The organism is Shewanella morhuae (genome assembly GCF_900156405.1).
Taxonomy (GTDB): Bacteria; Pseudomonadota; Gammaproteobacteria; order Enterobacterales; family Shewanellaceae; genus Shewanella; species Shewanella morhuae.
Window position 1 is genome coordinate 163906 of the sequence record NZ_FTNN01000003.1, and the last position, 18336, is coordinate 182241.

17 protein-coding genes are annotated in these 18336 nt (G+C 43.8%); 8 read left to right on the top strand and 9 right to left on the bottom strand.

The genetic code is table 11. The annotated features are described in order from the left end of the window. Positions 1–87: 87 nt before the first annotated feature. A complete protein-coding gene (locus BW947_RS04990) occupies positions 88–1425 on the top strand; it encodes a coproporphyrinogen III oxidase family protein (RefSeq protein WP_076497222.1) in 1338 nt (445 codons plus the stop codon). Positions 1426–1557: 132 nt separating this feature from the next. Then, positions 1558–1791, top strand: a complete 234-nt coding sequence (locus BW947_RS04995) for a hypothetical protein (protein WP_076497223.1) — start codon at positions 1558–1560, stop codon at positions 1789–1791. A gap of 96 nt (positions 1792–1887) precedes the next feature. Here BW947_RS04995 and BW947_RS05000 read toward each other — a convergent pair whose 3' ends face one another. After that, complete coding sequence (locus BW947_RS05000) at positions 1888–3888, bottom strand: ligand-gated channel protein (RefSeq protein ID WP_076497224.1); 2001 nt, start codon at positions 3886–3888, stop codon at positions 1888–1890. Positions 3889–4014: 126 nt separating this feature from the next. On the opposite strand from BW947_RS05000, the gene BW947_RS05005 reads away from it, so the two are divergent. After that, positions 4015–4956 carry a LysR family transcriptional regulator gene (locus tag BW947_RS05005; RefSeq protein ID WP_076497225.1) on the top strand — a complete coding sequence of 314 codons (942 nt, stop codon included), beginning with the start codon at positions 4015–4017 and terminating at the stop codon, positions 4954–4956. 295 nt (positions 4957–5251) lie between these two features. Here BW947_RS05005 and BW947_RS05010 read toward each other — a convergent pair whose 3' ends face one another. Then, positions 5252–6187: a LysR family transcriptional regulator gene (locus BW947_RS05010; protein WP_076497226.1), complete on the bottom strand. Its 936-nt coding sequence runs from the start codon at positions 6185–6187 to the stop codon at positions 5252–5254. A gap of 27 nt (positions 6188–6214) precedes the next feature. Then, on the bottom strand, positions 6215–7072 hold the full coding sequence (locus BW947_RS05015; RefSeq protein WP_076497227.1) for a DMT family transporter: 858 nt from the start codon (positions 7070–7072) through the stop codon (positions 6215–6217). A 159-nt stretch (positions 7073–7231) separates the two neighbouring features. Here BW947_RS05015 and trmL point away from each other — a divergent pair, with 159 nt between their 5' ends. Beyond that, positions 7232–7696, top strand: coding sequence for a tRNA (uridine(34)/cytosine(34)/5-carboxymethylaminomethyluridine(34)-2'-O)-methyltransferase TrmL (gene trmL / locus BW947_RS05020; RefSeq protein ID WP_076497228.1), 465 nt, complete (start codon positions 7232–7234; stop codon positions 7694–7696). A gap of 44 nt (positions 7697–7740) precedes the next feature. On the opposite strand, the gene BW947_RS05025 is transcribed toward trmL, so the two are convergent. The 3 genes from BW947_RS05025 to BW947_RS05035 all read right to left on the bottom strand — a co-directional run bounded on the left by BW947_RS05025 (position 7741) and on the right by BW947_RS05035 (position 11267). Beyond that, a complete protein-coding gene (locus BW947_RS05025) occupies positions 7741–8322 on the bottom strand; it encodes a hypothetical protein (protein ID WP_076497229.1) in 582 nt (193 codons plus the stop codon). A gap of 123 nt (positions 8323–8445) precedes the next feature. Continuing rightward, positions 8446–9939 carry a M16 family metallopeptidase gene (locus tag BW947_RS05030; RefSeq protein WP_143562204.1) on the bottom strand — a complete coding sequence of 498 codons (1494 nt, stop codon included), beginning with the start codon at positions 9937–9939 and terminating at the stop codon, positions 8446–8448. Beyond that, positions 9936–11267 carry a M16 family metallopeptidase gene (locus BW947_RS05035; RefSeq protein WP_076497230.1) on the bottom strand — a complete coding sequence of 444 codons (1332 nt, stop codon included), beginning with the start codon at positions 11265–11267 and terminating at the stop codon, positions 9936–9938. Before BW947_RS05035 ends, BW947_RS05030 begins: the two co-directional genes overlap by 4 nt. 371 nt (positions 11268–11638) lie before the next feature. Here BW947_RS05035 and BW947_RS05040 point away from each other — a divergent pair, with 371 nt between their 5' ends. The 3 genes from BW947_RS05040 to BW947_RS18875 all read left to right on the top strand — a co-directional run bounded on the left by BW947_RS05040 (position 11639) and on the right by BW947_RS18875 (position 13092). Further along, entirely contained in the window at positions 11639–12457 is an 819-nt protein-coding gene (locus tag BW947_RS05040) for a hypothetical protein (protein ID WP_076497231.1), read from the top strand. Between the two features lie 72 nt (positions 12458–12529). Then, positions 12530–12826 carry a hypothetical protein gene (locus BW947_RS18870; protein WP_244153230.1) on the top strand — a complete coding sequence of 99 codons (297 nt, stop codon included), beginning with the start codon at positions 12530–12532 and terminating at the stop codon, positions 12824–12826. 17 nt (positions 12827–12843) lie between these two features. Beyond that, on the top strand, positions 12844–13092 hold the full coding sequence (locus BW947_RS18875) for a hypothetical protein (RefSeq protein WP_244153231.1): 249 nt from the start codon (positions 12844–12846) through the stop codon (positions 13090–13092). Positions 13093–13278: 186 nt separating this feature from the next. Here BW947_RS18875 and BW947_RS05050 read toward each other — a convergent pair whose 3' ends face one another. Then, positions 13279–13635, bottom strand: coding sequence for a hypothetical protein (locus tag BW947_RS05050; protein ID WP_076497232.1), 357 nt, complete (start codon positions 13633–13635; stop codon positions 13279–13281). Positions 13636–13927: 292 nt separating this feature from the next. Between BW947_RS05050 and BW947_RS05055 the strand changes: the two genes are divergently transcribed. Continuing rightward, positions 13928–16048: a putative bifunctional diguanylate cyclase/phosphodiesterase gene (locus BW947_RS05055; RefSeq protein WP_076497233.1), complete on the top strand. Its 2121-nt coding sequence runs from the start codon at positions 13928–13930 to the stop codon at positions 16046–16048. Between the two features lie 289 nt (positions 16049–16337). On the opposite strand, the gene BW947_RS05060 is transcribed toward BW947_RS05055, so the two are convergent. Continuing rightward, a complete protein-coding gene (locus BW947_RS05060) occupies positions 16338–16967 on the bottom strand; it encodes a tRNA-uridine aminocarboxypropyltransferase (protein ID WP_076497234.1) in 630 nt (209 codons plus the stop codon). A gap of 140 nt (positions 16968–17107) precedes the next feature. Further along, a complete protein-coding gene (locus BW947_RS05065) occupies positions 17108–18316 on the bottom strand; it encodes a multidrug effflux MFS transporter (protein ID WP_076497235.1) in 1209 nt (402 codons plus the stop codon). Positions 18317–18336: the final 20 nt, after the last annotated feature.

An 18336-nucleotide genomic window follows, 5' to 3' on the forward strand; every position in this document is an offset into this window, starting at 1 on the left:
ACCCGTTAGTCTAATTACGCTAGGTGGTCGTGAATTACCTAAAGCAATTCCGGTATTTACGGTTAGCACTCTCAGATAGGAATCGTTATGTCTTCAATTATCCAAACGCCCAACAGCGCTATCATTAAGCCTTATCAAGCTAATATTACCGTTCCTAACTGGATGCTCAGCTCAATGGAACGGGTGATGCAGTATTATGTCGACAAAAATCTTCGCCTTGATACTATTTCTGCCGAAATGATGCCTGCGCCAGTTGAAGGCAAAAAGTACATGTTATACGCGCATATTCCTTTCTGTCACACCCTATGTTCCTACTGCACCTTCCACCGTTTTATATTTAAGGAAGATAAGGCGCGCGCTTACTTTATCTCGTTGCGTAAAGAAATGGATATGGTCAAAGCATTAGGTTATGACTTTGAATCTATGTACATTGGCGGCGGCACAACCACTGTATTAGAAGATGAATTAGCCCGCACTATTGAGCATGCTAAAACGCTGTTTCCCAGCATTAAAGAAGTGTCCTGCGAGTCCGACCCGCAGCATTTAGACAGCCCAGGGTTTAAACAACTTAAAGGCTTAGTCGATCGCATGTCTATTGGCGTGCAAAGTTTTAATGATGATATTTTAAAGATGACCGACAGACTGGAAAAATTCGGCACAGGTCAGCAAACCTTCGACAAAATCATGGGCGCCAAAGAGCTGTTCCCAATTATTAACGTTGACCTGATTTTTGGTTTCCGTGGCCAAACCGATGAAGTGATCCAGCATGATCTCGACATGGCATCGCGTTTAGACCCAAGACAAATTACCACTTATCCATTGATGATCACCCATCAGACCCGTAAGAGCGTTAAAGGTAAGCTGGCTGCACCACAAGGAGAGATGGCAAACCAATATCGCCAAATATTAAATAGTTTAAATGGCCAATATAATCAATTATCTGCCTGGGCATTTGGTAAAACCGATAACGAAGGATTTGACGAATACGTTATCGATTACGACGAATACTTAGGCGTGGGCTCTGGCTCATTCAGCTTTTTAAATGATACCCTTTACGTCAATACCTTCTCATTGCGTAAGTACCAAGAGCGCGTTGCTGCAGGAAAAATGGGCGTTGAGCAGCAAAAGAACTACAGCAAAAAAGATGTGATGCAGTATCGCTTCTTGCTCGGTATGTTCTCTGGCCGTTTATCACGTAAATATTTCCGTGATAATTTTGGCGTCAATTTAGATACAGCCTTATTTAAAGAAATGACCTCAATGAAGTTAATTGGCGCGATCAAAAATGACCCAACGGAACCCGATAATTTGATCGTGACCGACAACGGTAAGATGATGGGTTTATTAATGATGAAAGAGTTTTACTCAGGCATGGATAACGTGCGTGCTCAATTACGCAAACCACTCAAGCCTTGCGATATGTAATACTTATTGATGCTGGCGTTAATGAAGATTCAATAGGCCCTTTAGAGGGCCTTTTTGTTAACTCGGTTTAAAGGTAATCTTGGCTTAATTTGACGATAAAATGTAATCCCCAATCATAAAGGAGTATGGGTTATGGGTTTTAATTCACAGGAAAAACAAGCATTACTGGCACTTAAAGGCGTAGGCCCGACGGTGATTCAGCGCTTTGAAGAAATTGGTATCCATTCTCTACAGCAATTAGCACAACACGAAGTCGATGATATTGCCAACTTAGTCGCCAGTATGCTGCGCACCACGTGCTGGAAAAACAGCCCCCAAGCACGAAACGCCATAGGTGCGGCCATTGAGCTTGCGCGCACCCGTTAGCAAAAAAATAGTCATTTATATTGATGAATACAGCTAACAAAAAGCCAGAGTGATTCACTCTGGCTTTAGTTTAAGTGTTAGCAGCAAGGTGTCGGCTTAAAAACTATACGTCATACCTAACCAATAACGACGACCATCTTCGATATAGCCGTATTCTTCTTGGGTAATATCTTTATCGAAGGCGTTATAAATACCCGCGCTAAATTTAACACTATCATTCAATTGATAATTTGCCCCCAAATCCAGTAGCGTATAAGAAGGCGCAATTAAACTGCTCGATGACGGCCCTGTCGTCGGCTGGCTCTCTTCGCCACGGTAATTCACCCTCAGCCAAGTGCTGACATTATCAATGGGCTCATAGTTCACTGACGCTTGAATCAAATGCTTAGGCAATTGATTTAATGGACTGCCTTTATAAGCACCCGTCTTTTGCTCCGAATCCGTATAAGTGTAATTACCCGTTAAGCTCAAGTTTGAGCGAATACGGTAGTCAACACTCAACTCAATCCCTTGAGTTACAGCATCGTCAATATTCACGTACGTTGTCGGGTCGGAACCAAACTGATTAGGGCCATCGGTACATTGGGTTGCAGGGCACGCCACGCGGGTAATTTTATCTTTAAATTCGTTATAGAACACCCCTGCACTGGCAGTAATGCTCTCGGTAAGATCCGAATATAAGCCAAGCTCATAGTTAATGGACGTTTCAGGCTGTAAATCCGGATTACCATACATGTTACCGCCACGACTCACTTGCCCCCAATCGCGCACGGTCTGGCGTAAGCTCGGTGCTTTAAAGCCCGTCGATACCCCACCTTTTAAAGTGGTGCTGTCGGTTAATCCCCACACGCCGCAAACTCGCGGGCTAACATGGTTACCAAAGTTTTCATCATCATCAAAACGCAGTCCCATGGTCAGCGTAAAATTATCGACGATACGCCATTCATCTTCAGAAAATACTGACCATTGGTTACGGCTAATATCAGTTAACTCACTGATCTTATTACCTGTCTTATCCGTTAAATCCTGATGATTAAATGCCGCACCAAAGGTCGCGGTATGGCTTTGGCCTAATGTGGTGATCAGGCTAGATTGAGCATCTGTATTGGTAATCTTCATCTCACGGGTTTTATTATCAAAAACCTCATGCTTAATATAGGTATCAGAGGTACCAAAGTCCCAGCGCCCTGTGTGTGAAAGCGAAAACGTACTATTGTCGTATTCGGTGGTCGAGGAAGCGGGACAACCGTTACGTCCGCAGGTTTCACCAGGCGCTAAAGGGGCGACCGTTTTACCTAAGCTACTATCAATCTCTTGATTAGATACGCCCATTTCAAACATGATATCGTGGTTTTCGTTAGGAGTAAGTGCAAATCTTGCTGTCAGATTCGTCGCATCACGACCACGATAACCACCATAGATTTGATCTTCTTCACGTTGGGTATATTGACCGTAGAGCTGTATCCCCAACAGATCTTTAATCACACCACCGTTAACAAAAAAATTACTCTGGTATACGTTGCCCGATGTGGATTTTTCCTGCAAGGTCGTATCTAGTCGTAATTCCCCCTGCCATTCATTGGGTACCTTGCGAGTAATAATATTAATTACACCGCCAATCGCATCCGAACCATAAAGTGATGACATTGGTCCACGAACAACTTCAATTCTATCAATAGCCGCCAATGGCGGCGTCCAAGCGCCTTCAACACCTGGACCATCACTATTTGTGCGCGTCTCGCGTGAGGACTGGCGTTTACCATCAACGAGAATAAGCGTGTATTCGCTACCCATTCCTCGCAGGCTAATATCCTGCCGGTCAGCGCCGCCGGTGATAACCACGCCAGGGACTTCTAACATGGCATCGGTTAAGTCGCGGTAGAAACGGTTATCTAAATCCTCACGGGTGATCACGCTGATAGAGGCTGGTGCATCGCGAATTTGCTGTTCAAAACCCGAGGCTGTCACCACGATTCTTTCCATCATCTTTTCTTTATCTGGTGCGGTATCGGCAAGGGCACTTGTTACTGGTACTGCGGGCAACAAACATAAAGCAGTGATCACTTGAGCGAGGTATTTCTTACGACTTAACAACATAACCGACAAATCTCCATTAAGTTAATATCTTTTAAATGAGAATGGTTTTCAATACGACAATGTATCCCTATGTTACAATCAGCTCAAGTTAGACTTTAGGTATTCACTTGTAAGAGCGACTTAACAATGAATAAAAACATGATCAGAGGGATGATCGTTTTTACGACTATCGTAGAAAGAGGTTCAATGAGCGCCGCAGCGCAGCAGTTAAATCTTAGCTCGTCAGCGGTGAGCCAGCAGGTGACTAAACTTGAAATGGACATGGGGATCAGCTTGCTGCACCGAAATACTCGTAACCTCACGCTTACTGAGGCGGGCAGTTTGTTCTATAAGAATTGTTGCAAAGTTATCGCGATAGTTGAAACCACAGAGCAGAAACTTAATAACATGAAAGGGATCCCTTCGGGTGAATTGAAAATTGCCGCGCCCATAGGATTTGGCGGCGGCCTGTTGAGCGAGCCCTTTAAGTATCTGTTAGCAGCCCATCCACAAATTAGTTTGAATTTACTGCTACAGGATGGTCCGATAGATATAGTCAACGACGGCATTGATTTGGCGATTTGCATCGGCCCTTTATCTGATTCCAACTTAATTGCCCGCCATTTGGCTGATTGGCGTATGTTGCTGTGTGTCTCACCCGATTACTTACCCATGCATAAAAATATTCACCATCCAACTGAATTAGCAGCCTTTAATCGAGTTAACCATACTTATACCAGAGTAAATCATGCCTGCACTAAGAGCGAAATATTAACCCATGATCACAGCCAAGCGCGCTTTGAGCTTGCAAGCTCACGAATTGCGGTTAACAACATGCAGGCGTTAATTCAGTTCACTCTTGACGGCCTAGGGTTTGCCGCCCTGCCAGAGCCTGAAATTTACAAATACCTGAAAAGCGGCCAGCTTGTGACTCTATTACCAGAATGGTCACTCAGTACCTATAAAGTTTACAGCGTGACATCGGCGCGGGATAAGCAGCCCGCAAAAGTGAAAGAAGCTTTAAACACCCTCAGCCAATATTTTGGTCAGAGTGGTTTTTGCCAACCCGTGAAACGCGGCGCCGCTTAAAATTTAATACCATAAACGCTGAGTTAATTTTTTAGTAAAAACATAAAGGAAATATTTAGGCGCGAACTTCGTGCTTACTCTAGTTAACCTAAACTCGGAATTGTGGCTGTGGTAACTGATTAACTTTATGGCCTTATCCACAAAATTAATGCTTCAGAGGTCATTTTTTCGTTATCAAAACAACGTTGCGACTAATGGCGAGCGAGTAGTCGCAACGTTAATGCAAATAAAGAGGGAATAATCTGTAGAGTCGCAAGGCTTATCGAGTTCGAGTTAGTTAACACACTAACTATGCCTAAACGATAAGTGACTGCTGAACTCGGCTAATGATCAACTCTCGCAGCCATTTATGGCTCAGATCGTGTTCAAAATGTTTATGCCACATCAGCAAGTAAGCGCCGGGGATCAAGTGAATAGGCGAAGGTAAATATTGCAGATCAAAGGATTTCATCAAGACTAAGGCGTAACGGGAAGGCGCGCAGAGAATTAAATCGCTTTGTTCACATAAGGAGAGCGCACTCTGAAAATCGGTCATATTCACTGCAATATCGCGCTTACGCCCTTCAAGCTGCAACACATCATCCAGCAGCCAATGCTCTAGGCCACCAAAAGCCACTTGTAACTGACGATAACTCAAAAAAGTTTCTAAATTCCACTCTTGCTTTAACGCAGGATGATCGCGGCGCATTAAACATACTGAGTAATCTTGTACTAATTCGACATAAGAGAGATCGTCTGACATATCATTCACATGCATGGGCGAACGCTCATCCCATTCACGGCAACCAATCGCCAAATCAATATCACAACGCAGTAATCTGTCCATAGTATCAAGGCGCCACGTTTGGCAATTAATACTCACATTCGGTGCTTGTACCAGCAACTCAGGCATAAAATAAGGCAGAGTGAGCGAGTAAGTCGTTTCGACTAAATGCATTCTAAATTGGCGCTGACTTAAGGCGGGTTCAAAACTATCTGGCCGCGTAAATTGGGCTAATTGTTGTAAACATTGGCGTAACTCAGGCGCAAGGGATAACGCCTTAGGTGTGGGTTTAAGACCATAGGCGGCTCGCTCAAACAACGGATCATCAAATACTTCCCTAAGACGAGTCAGCTGTTTACTCACCGCCGATTGGCTTAAATGCAAACGAGCTGCCGCAGCGGTAACACTGCGCTCTTCTAGTAGAATTTCAAGCACGGGCAGTAAATTCAGATCTAGTCGTTTTAACATCTACTTCTCATTTATCTCAACATATTACTACGGACGATTTTTTTTAAATGGGTAGATGCTGAACTTCGGCGGCAACTTCATCAACACCAGCGACAATAAAATTACGCCAATCCCCGCCCATTGGCGAAAATCAAAGGTTTCACCGACGATTAATACCCCCAATAGTACCGCGACTACAGGGTTAACTAATGCCACCATACCCATAATGTCTGGCCCTAAATGTCGCATCGACCACAACCAAGCCCAGTAGGCTAGCGCTGTATTGGCTATCACTAACCAGATAAGTGAAGGCACCACGTGCATCGCTGGTAATTGTGGCGCACCAGACATAAACCACGCCAGCGGAATTAACATCAATCCCCCCAAGAATAACTGCCACGCGGTCAGCACTAAGTAGTCACCCACATCCCATCGTTGCATCCAGCGGGATGACAAAGCCACTAGGGTTGTCGCCCCCAACATGCAGAGCACGCCGATAGGATCAAGATCCGCTGAAGGGTTGAGCAGTAACATTACCCCACCAAGTCCCATTAACCCCAATAGTAACCACTTCATTCCCGGACGTTTTTTGTCAATAACCCAAGCTAAGATGATGAAAATTAACGGCAGAGTGGCACCTAATGTGCCCGCCACTGCGCCAGGTAAACGATAAGCCCCAATAAACAACAAAGCAAAGAAGGCACCGATATTACAAAAAGAAAGTAAAGATAACTTTGACCATGCCAGAGTCGGCAAACGAGGGCGCAGCATCAGCAGCAAAATCCCTGCGGGTAAAGCGCGCCATACGGCTACCCAGTAAGGCGACATATCTTGTAAATACAAATTAACTAACGCATAAGTCGTACCCCAAAATACCGGGGCGAGTAAGGCTATGACAAAAGGCATAATGAGTCTTTGAGAAGTATCTTGATGTAGAGATATGTTATCTTGAGGCGAATAAACTAGCAAGCATTGTCTGAATCCTAACAACATAAGCATGACAAACACTGCGTTTGGGCGCAGTTTACCGTATAATCAGCCGTCATTTTCTACAGGCGGGCAAGCATGTTCCATATCGCACTCTATGAGCCAGAAATCGCACCTAATACAGGCAATATTATTCGTTTATGCGCTAACAATGGCTGCCAACTGCATTTAATTGAACCTTTAGGTTTTGATTTAGAAGAAAAAAAATTACGTCGAGCCGGCTTAGATTATGCTGATTTAACTAACGTCACTCGGCATAAAAACTTTGATGCCTTTCTCGAGGCTATGGCGGGCAAGCGCATTATGGCCTGTACCACTAAGGGAAGTCGCCCACATTCAGAACTTCGTTTTGCAAAAGATGATGTACTGCTATTTGGCCCAGAAACCCGCGGTTTACCGATGGCCATTATCGAGTCGATTCCTACCGAACAAAGATTACGTATCCCTATGGCCGCCACGAGTCGTAGTTTAAACCTCTCTAATGCGGTGGCGATTATCAGCTATGAAGCTTGGCGTCAGCTAGATTTTACAGGCGCACTGTAAGCAAACTTCAGTTAAATACCATTAAGGGTAAGCTGAATTAACGATTAAGGAGATGGCGCGACAGGCGTCATCTCTATGCCGCGAAATAGCTGATAGCGGTCAATATCATCATCTAAATACTGAATATTTTGCGTCCACAGCCATGCGCCAGCAGGCGTTTTGGTATCAAAGAGTAGTTGGATCAATGCGGGTCGTGTGCTGACAATCCCTTCTCCTAGCAGTGAATAATCGCCATTTTGACGATATAAGCTAAACACTTGCTGTTTATCTTCTGCTACACCGTCGTAGTAGGTCAGCAGCACTTGTGAACCTTGTTCCCGAAACCACCAAGTTTCGCTAAAAGGCGCCCTCGTGCCGATACTCACAGATAAGATTAACTGCCGCTGATCTTGGGAGCAAAAACCATTGACGGTGACTTTTTTAGGAATTTCCCCAACTTTGGCAGAATCACCCGCCCACTGTCCGACAAATTGAGGGCAAAACTCCTTAAAACTGACCTTAGCCGCTAAAGCCGAAGTCGGCAGTTGGGCAAAAAGAGTTAGTGCTACGCCTAAGTAGATGTTGAGTCTTGTATGACTTATTTTTAAATGCCGCCTTTGTGGACCATCTTTTTGCTTAAACCGCATTTCCCCACCTAAACGCCTATGGTTAATATCCTTACTATGGGCAAAAAGTAAAAGGTCTGCAATGCAGACCTTTTAAATTGATAACTAAGGCAAAGACTTAAGTTTTGCGCACACAGCTTTAGTTTACTGACCAAACCCTGTGGCATTAATATCCACTGTGTGCACTGTGCCGTATTTAGCGGCGATGGGTGCTATTTTAGCGGCATTGCCAATCAACACAAATTGTAGATTTTTTTGCGGAAAGTAAGCCTTAACTAACCTTTGGGTTTCTTCTAAGGTAAAGCCATCGACCTTAGCCTGAAACTCATTGATAAACTTATCATCAAAACCATACAGATACATGCCTGACAAGAGTCCCGCCAGCTGGCCTGATGTTTCAAACTTAGGTGGGAACTGGCCTTTCACATAAGCTTTAGCTGAATCTAAGGTGGCTTGATCAACGCCTTTCTCCCACAAACGAGCATAGGTTTTTAAAGCTAAATCCATTGCTTCTTGGGTGGTTTCCGTCTTAGTGAAAGTGCTAATGGTAAACACACCTGCATCGGTATACGGCGTAAAACCTGAGCGCGCACCATAAGTTAACCCGGCATTCACCCGCAGCTCATCGTTAAGCCAAGAGGTAAAACGGCCACCTAAAATAGTGTTCACTACGGTTAAACCCACATAGTCTGGGTTGTCACGGCTAATACCTAAACCGCCGATCACGAACGTGGTTTCGATTGCATCGGGTTTATCCACCAGCAAAACTTTAGCTGTAGTCAACTGAGGTAAGCCTTGGTTTAAGTCAGGCTGCACTAGCTTTTCACTGCCCTGCCACTGACCAAAGGTTTGCGTCAGCTTGGCCTTCATGGCGGCAATATCAAAGTCCCCCACCACAGTAATCGCAGTATTGGCTGGTTGGTAGTAACTCTTATGGAAAGCACGCAGTTGCGACACTGTTACTTGTTCAAGCGATTCACTATTACCCGAAGCCGCATTCCCATAAGGATGGGCGCCGAACACTAGCTTATCGAAGTAACGCCCAATCACCGCACGCGGGCTTTCTTTATCTTGCTGCAAACCCGCAATGGCGCGCTGCTTGAGTTTATCAAACTCGGCGACATCAAAGTCTGGCGTTAACATCGCCACACTAAATAAACTCAGCATGACATCAGTATCTTTCGCCATAAAATCGGCGCTAAGATAACTGCCTTCTTTATCCGCTTCAGCAACTAAACTTGCACCGAGAAAATCTATTTGTTGCTCGATATCTGCCTTAGATTTACCCGCCGCACCTAACAGTAAGCCTTCCGCCGTCATTTGCGCTACGCCTGCGGTAGTGTCATTGACAGCACCCGCACGCACCACGGCATTTAAAGTAATTAATGGCACTTCGCGCTGCGGCATTAAATACACGGTTAAGCCATTATCCAGTACGAACTTGTCATAACTTGGCATCACAAAGCTGCCAGTATCAACACGTTTTGGCGCCGATGTCGTAGCACAACCTGCTAAAGCCAAACTTGTGCCTAGGGCTAATGCGGCCATTAACTTAGAGGGTTTCCTAGGTGATGCCATCTTAAGTAATTTCATTGCTGTCGATTTCGCTGCCATCGATTTCACTACTGTAGATTTCATTGAGAAGACTCCTCGGTTGCCGCCAGCACAGCTACAGTGCGATTCGATTTACGTAAATAGGTTTGGGCAACACGTTGAATATCCGCGCTTGTCACCTGATTATAGGCTTCTGGCGCATTAAATAACTTATCGTAATTGCCAAAATACATCTCATAGGTGCCTATAGTATTGGCCTTACCATTAATGGTTTCCATCGAACGATAAAAATCCATCAACTTGATATTTTTAACTTTATCCAGTTCTTGCTGAGTAACACCATTCGTCGCAATCGCATCAATTTGTTCAATCAGCGCGCGTTCCAATGTCGAAGCTTTCACCTCAGGCGTGGCAACGCCCATCACATAGAAGAGGTTAGGATCGACCGACATCGGCATGTAGGTTTGCGCTTCTAAGGCCACTTGTTTATCAACCAGTGATTGATAAAAACGCGAGCTATTCCCTTGACTTAAAATAGAGCTTAATAAATCCAACGCATAAAAATCTGCGTGAGTCGCCGCCGGAATATGGTAAGCCAACATGACATTAGGTGTGCTCACCGACGCCTTTTGCACAAAAGTACGACGCTCACCCTTTTGCTCAGGTTCAACGGTGCGAATCGCTTTAGGCGGAGTTTGTGCAGGAATAGGCGCAAAGTACTTGTCGGCCAAAGCTTTAACTTGGGCAAGCTTTACATCACCCGCAATCACCACCACAGCATTGTTCGGCGCGTAATAGGTTTTGTGGTACTGCACGAGATCTTCCAGCGTCCAAGCGGCGATATCCGACTCATGGCCGATCACCGACCAAGAATAAGGATGAGCTAAAAATGCCACGCCTTTGATTTCGCCTTCAAGGGCATTCCAGTTAGAGTTTTCTAAACCAGTGGAACGCTCAGACTGCACTACGCCACGCTCACTATCGACCATAGTTTGGTTGATATCTAAGTTAGCGATACGGTCGGCTTCAAGATCGAACATAGTTTCGAGCGCATTAGCGGGGAACCAATCGGTATAAACCGTCATGTCTTCAGTGGTATACGCATTGTTCGCGCCACCTGCGGCTTCCATAGTACGGTCGAACATTTTCGGGCCATACTTTTTTGAACCGTTAAACATCATGTGCTCGAAAAAATGTGAAATACCGGTAATGCCGGGCACTTCGTTACGTGAACCGACTTTCCAAAACAAATACATGTTGGCATTGGGAATTGAGGCATCTTCTAGCACCATGATTTTCATGCCGTTATCTAGCGTGAAACTCTTAATGTCTTCTGCCGTGGTGGCCTGTGCTTGGCTTAAGGGATTCAAAAGTCCCATTGCCAATACAAGAGCCGATAGCGTGCGCTTCATCTTGTTCGCTCCTTGCTGTAAATATCCACATATGAAAGCAAATCATTTAACAAATCAAGTACAAATAGCTCAGCTCAAGCTGATTTTTTGTAAGCTAAAGCTTTCGTAAGCTCAAGCTAGTGAGGTCTTTATCTTTCACCTAGAGTTTGAAGGCAGCATTAACAAAAATGGGTGTAATCGATAGCATCTATTTTGGGTGCAGCCTAAAAAATGACACAGAAAAAAGGACACAGAAAAATGAACATTGTCATTAGGCTGTTATAAAACAACAATAGTTATAATGATAGCTTTAAAAATCTAACCACTTGTTTTTATAAAATAAAAATATACACTGCCCGCATCTTAATCATTGAACGACATGAAATAAAATAATGAAACCATTAGCACTAACTTTTTTATCAGCCTCCATTATCGCCTTAACAGCTTGTGGTGGTGGCGATGATAATGCAGAGAACCTAACGACTGAACAGGTACTCTCATTGGCTAGGAACACAAATTCAGCCAATCAAAATTACCCTGACAGTGCGACCAGTGAACTGTTAATGAAAACACCTGAGGCAGTCACTTACTATCTAGGTGATGGTGTTTTGCGTTGGTCTACAGAAACTCAAATCCCCTTATACTTTGTCTCCATTGACGGTGCTAATCCACCTCAAACATTGATTGATGGTGTCGCTCAATTAGAGTCACGTTTAGGTGATATTTTCACCGATTTTAAAATACTGACCTGGGACGTACAGCAATATCGGGACACAAATGCGTCCGATGAGAATATGGGTAATGGTACTTTTGATAAAGCCTTTTTCATGGCACAAAATAACTTATCAGAAGGCGGTATGATTCTTTCAATTGATTCTGGCTACTATGATAAGCAATATTCCAACAATGCCCAGAATATGTGCGCTAACTCATCCATAGCGCCTTTCAGTGGTGCTTTACAAATCCTGTGGGACAAGACCGGTTATACCTACAGCAAAGAAAATCTGATTTGGACCAATATGGGAAATAACCACGGTTGCAAATGGAACACACAAACAGTAATGCATGAGTTAGCGCACGGTATGGGCATGTACCAACATTTTGAGCCTCAGTTTGGTTCTTGGTCTGAGGGAGCATTCGATGTTCTAGCGACTCTTTACCATAATGCACCAGGCACCAAGTGGGCCGATCTTCAAGTCAGCACCCTATAAATAATCTTCAAACGCTGATAAAGCGTTAACCCTCTTCCATAACTCAATTTCTAATAAAAAAAGCTGCGACACATGTTGTCGCAGCTTTTGATTATCATACTGTTATCCCTGTCAGACTATTGGCCCAATATGCAGCCTAATTTTCAGCGTCAAGTCACCTTACTCAGCCTAATTCCGCGCGCACCACGAAAAATATCCGTCAATGAATTAGTCGAACGGCTCGTAAACCGCACCCAAGATGCAGGTAAACGCTCAGTGCAGCGTGATCTTAAAGCTATGTATGAAATGGGCGCCTTGGGTTACGTCTTGATAACAGAAGTAAGCCCTATGGTTGGTCGATTGAATCTTGTTGGCGCGGCCTTAATCTAGACTTGATGGATCAACATATGGCATTGGCGCTCACCACATTGAAACGCAGTGCAAGCCAGCTGATGCCACCGCAAAGCTTACAACAGTTACAGCCTTATTTTGAGCGGGCCGATAAAGTATTAGCCAGCGATCCTGAAAATCCATGGTTATATTGGGCTTGCCGGGTGGCACAATTACCTGAACCCTATCCTTTTATTTTGCCATCGCAACATCACTACGATGTAAATGATTTACAGATACCGACATATCTACGTTATCAAAAATAGCAATCGCACTAGCTCGCTAATAGCTTATTTATGCAAAGTTAAGACATTTTACCAATGATTAGAGTCGCTTACTATAGCGATGTATGAGCAGTTAAAAAGTTGTGGTTGCAAAAAACAATATGACTCAACGGCTTTTATAATACGAACCGACAAATACTGCCGACTCTTGTGCCCGATACGTGATAGTTACGGTTTAGGAATTTTATGCTCTTGTGTCGCAGCCTCTTTTGCTTCTCGTAAATATTTTTGTTCGCGAGTCTCTCGCTCCACAGACTGTTGCTGCGCTTTACGTTTTTGCTGCGTTGCCCAATCATTAGTTTGAGATTTTTGTTTAATTTTATCTGCTCGTTCAGCAGCATCTTTGGATGCCTGACGCGCCTTTTCTAATTGTGCTTGTTCCAATAACTGAGAATCTACCCGAGCCTTATCCGCCTTTTGTTCTAGCGTTAATACTGGTTTAGGCGTATCTGCTGCGTTAGCCACTGATAGCTGAACGCTAAAGAATAAAACTGACAACATAAATACATTAAATAAATACGCCATAACGAGCCTCCTTTGTTGACACATAGCGTTGCTGAACAATAAAGTCTAATTGCGTGACCGGTGGCAAACATAGCATGAAACTAACCTCAGTAAGAATATCGAACAAATTTATTAAAAATATACCTATATAAGCATTTTAAACTATACCTTCTAATTTTATTTTTGAGTAAAAACAGCATTATATTGATTTTTAATGTTTAATAAATAATGTATTATTTATTAAATTTCGTTATAAACGAAATACCTATGGAAGGGGGAGTGGCCTTAAGAGTCGCTAAGGGAGTATGCTGATATGATCAGATGGCAACATTTATTGAATAAACTCAGTACCGACGATCCGGTATTGCAACAAAAGCTGTCACTCTGGCAAGCGCACCCCCATAAAACTCCCTTAGCATTAATTCAAGGCTTTAGCTTTATTAGCGCGAATAGAGCCACGCTTAATTATTTTGAGACTAAATACGACGCGTTTATCAATGCAACTCCCTATGATTTTTCACCCCGAATTCAATCATCAGGCCGCAACAGTGTTGAATACTCAAGAGAAATGATACTCGAAGCAATTGCGGGTAAAAATATAGCGTTCAACTGGTTGCATCTCAGCCAACAAGGTACCGAACTCCCGTCACGCATCAACTTATATCACTGTACTCTACAGCAGCAAACTGTTGTTCTGGTGGAGCTACAAGCATTAAACCGCCGTAATCAGGTACGTGAAATCGTGTCAGATGGTTTTGCGCATATTCCTAAAGAAATTATATCAACCACCTTAGAAGAAAGTGCCGAAGCCGTTTATATCACTGACGCTGATAACCGTATTTTAGCAGTGAATAAAGCGATGTGTCGCATTTGCGGTTATAGCGCCGAGCAAATGATCGATAATACACCAGAGTTTTTAGATGTTCGTCATCTAGCTGGTAGCGATGAAAACGATTGCCGACAGGCCCTAAAACAAAGAGGTTTTTGGCAAGGCGAAATATGGAAACGCCGCTCAGATGGTAATCATTTTCCTGCTTGGCAGAGCAGTCGAAAAATTGTCACCCATAACAATGAACACTATCATGTGAACATTTTTAGTGACATCAGCACGAAAAAACTGCTTGAAACTCAGCTCACGACTCGTGCCATGTACGATACTTTAACTGGATTGCCGAATCGGTTTCATATTAAGCAAATACTTCATAGTGCCCTCGAAAAGCTCAAAACTGATCCGCTTACACTTGGCGCGTTAATGTTTTTAGATCTCAATGGTTTCAAAAATATTAATGATAGTTTTGGTCATGCCATGGGCGATAAGGTATTACAGCTGGTTGCAGCAAGGCTCGAAGGCGGCTGTATTGAAAAAGCCGATATTGCGCGCATGGGCGGAGATGAGTTTACCTTAGTGTTACAAGACTGTAGCTGCAAAGAAGAAATTCAACTATTTGCAGAGCAAATTCTCAGCTTGTTCGACAGCCCTTTTGAAATTGAAGGGCAAAAATTTTTCCTTGGCACCAGCATCGGTATAGCTCTATACCCAACCCATAGCGACCAGGCCTCACAGTTAATTAGCCTCGCCGATACCGCCATGTATTGCGCTAAAAAAAGCCAGCCACATTTAGTCTTTTACGACAAAGCGATGAGCCAAGCTGCTGAGCTAAAATTACAGCTTATTAATAACCTAAGACATGCACACAGCTTAAAACAGTTCACTCTTGCCTATCAATGCATAGTGGATTTACAGACAAATCAGACCATTGCAGCTGAAGCACTACTGCGATGGCAAAGATCGCCAACTGAATATTATGAAGCAGCCAATTTTATTTCTTTGCTAGAAGAAACAGGATTGATTGTCAGTGTCGGGCAATGGGTGTTAGAACAAGCTTGTTTACAAGCCGCACTCTGGCGTCAACACCACCAATCGACCTTTAGAGTGTCAGTTAATGTGTCACCGCTGCAGTTAGAACATGTCGATTTTATTGAGCAGGTTATAAATGCCTTAACCATGGCAAATTTACCCGCCGAAGCCCTGATTTTAGAAATTACCGAGTCGGCATTGTTGCGCCAGCCAGAACAAGCAAGAGCCACACTCAATCGTATTAAAGCGCTTGGAGTGAGTATTGCCATCGATGATTTTGGCACCGGCTTGTCTTCCCTTAGTCGCCTAGGAACGTTACCTATTGATAGTGTGAAAATTGATGCTGAGTTTGCCCTACTTTTAAACGAAGCATCAGGACAAAAACTCTACAATGCTATAATACAACTCGCGCAAGCTCTGGAGATTAACTTCATTGCCGAAGGAATAGAAACACAGCAACAAAAAGACATAATGACGGGAATGGGGCAAGGTTTTGGGCAAGGTTTTTTATTTGGTTATCCTAGCACGGTTGAACACTTCACCCAGGCTTTTTTTACCCAAAAATGCTTAGCCTAAACGACACCGCTATCGATTGATAACTAATACTGGAATTAACGCGATAGCCCTACCAGCACACCATTTAACAAAAAAACTATGGCATCACTCCCCTGCAAAGCAATTGGCTGGCAGGGCTATCTATCATCATTTATAGTACAAATGAATCGACGTTATTAAACCTTATTCCATCTTAAGTTAGCGTGATCTGAATAAGATTTTAACAAATTTAATGCGTACGCAATCTCAAAAACACTTATTAAAATACCTCAGCGCATCGATACACTATCAAAACTCCCAAATTGCAAACTTAAGTTGACGATTGTTTGCCATTCACTGTGTTTGGTGCTAAATAACGTGCCTGCACCGCACTTGGCATTGCCTTAATCCGCAGCGTAACCATAGCATCGAATGCCTTCGTCAATGGTTGAATGTCGAGCGCGGGTTCGAGGGCATTTAACATATAAGCACACGCCTCTAAGGTAGATAAACTATCACTGCGGCTTGATTTACGGATGCGATAGCGTGACTCATATCCTTGCGCCAAATGCACCGCGGGATACTGGAGCAACCAAGGATTAAGCTGCAATATTTTAAACGCCTTACGCCAAGTACCATCAAGCAATAACAACACACAATCTGAGTTAATATGTTGCTCTTCCACGCTCACACTAGATGTCGAAGGATAAACGAGATAAATCGGTTTATTACACGCAGTTAAATATTGCTGCAAATCCGCAAAATCAGCCGGAAATTCCCCCACGTAAACGAGAGTTTTAGGTACGACAAGGCTCAATATCCGCACACTATTCTTTTTATGTTCTACTTCACTTGGATGTTGCAACACCACCAGCTGAGTGGTTGGGGAAATGGGCTGAATACTGGCGCATAGGCACGCATTCTGCGGATAACGGCAAGTAATACAATAATGACGGGACAAGCGGCAGCCTCAGATAAACAAATCTAACGACAAGTATACCAAAGGATAAAGCGTGAAAAGACACAATAAAAAATACCCACAGCCTGCGGTCAAACAAACTGTGAGTAAAGGGTGTACTGAATTACCAAAAATACGATGGACTAATGCTCTGCTGTAAGCTGCTCTTGATGCCAATGATCGAATCGACTCAACGTCATCATCAATAACAACCCGATGGAAGATACGCCCATTACTAATGCGATTGCATAAGGCGCAATCAGATCAGTTTGTTGTACCAGCCCAGCTAAAATTGATGCGCCGCTCATTTGAATAAAGCCTAACATCGCCGCAGCCGTTCCTGCTCGCTCACCAAAAGCCGATAGTGCCATACTGGTTGCAGGGCCGAGCAAAAAGGCAAACCCAACACATAACAACATCATTGGTAGCATAAAGGCAAACGCAGCAGCGATACCCGAACTCGGGCCAAATAGTTGAGCCGCCACTACCGCAAGTGAAGAAAGAATCAATAAAGAAAGCGCCAACACCACCGTCGGACGATTACCTAGCTTACGTATCACTATTGGCGCAGCAAAACAGGCGACAATGTTAAACACTGCATTAAGCCCAAATAGGCCACTAAAGGTGAGTTCAGAAACCCCTAAATGACCAATTAACCATACTGGTGCATAAGACACATAACTTAAAATAGCCGCCATCGCTGACATGCAAGCCAAGGCATAAAATAAAAAGTGAGTATTACCTAGTACAGGTTTATATCGGCTCCAACGATAAAGTGGGCCAGTGGTGACGGTATTCGCAGGACGAGTCTCAGGTAAACGATAACCAACAACAATCATCATCAACATGGCATATAACATCATGAAAATGAAAGTTGAGCGCCAACCAAATTGCAGGGCCAGTAAACCACCTAACGTCGGTGCTAATGCGGGGATCACGCAAATCGCACCATTTAAGTAGCTGTAAATCTTGGCACCCTCTTTTTGAGAGTAACAATCGCGTACTGCGCTAAATACTACAATTGACGTAGAACAGGCAGCCAGCCCTTGTAATAGACGGGCAATCTGTAACCAATGAAACTCGATAGCAGCAGCGGCAAGAAGGCTACTTGCGCCATAAAGTAATACGCCAAATATCGCCACAGGACGACGGCCATAACGGTCTGCCAATGGCCCAATTAAGACTTGCCCTAAGCCCATAGCAAATAAAAATAAAACCAGTGTGGATTGCACGTCACTGGCAGATACAGCGAATTCTGTCGCCATAGTTGGCATTGAAGGTAAGTAGATATCGATAGCTAATGGGCTAAGAAGCACCATAGACATCAAGATAGGTAACAGATTGCGCCGCATAAATCATCTCAGTTAAACAA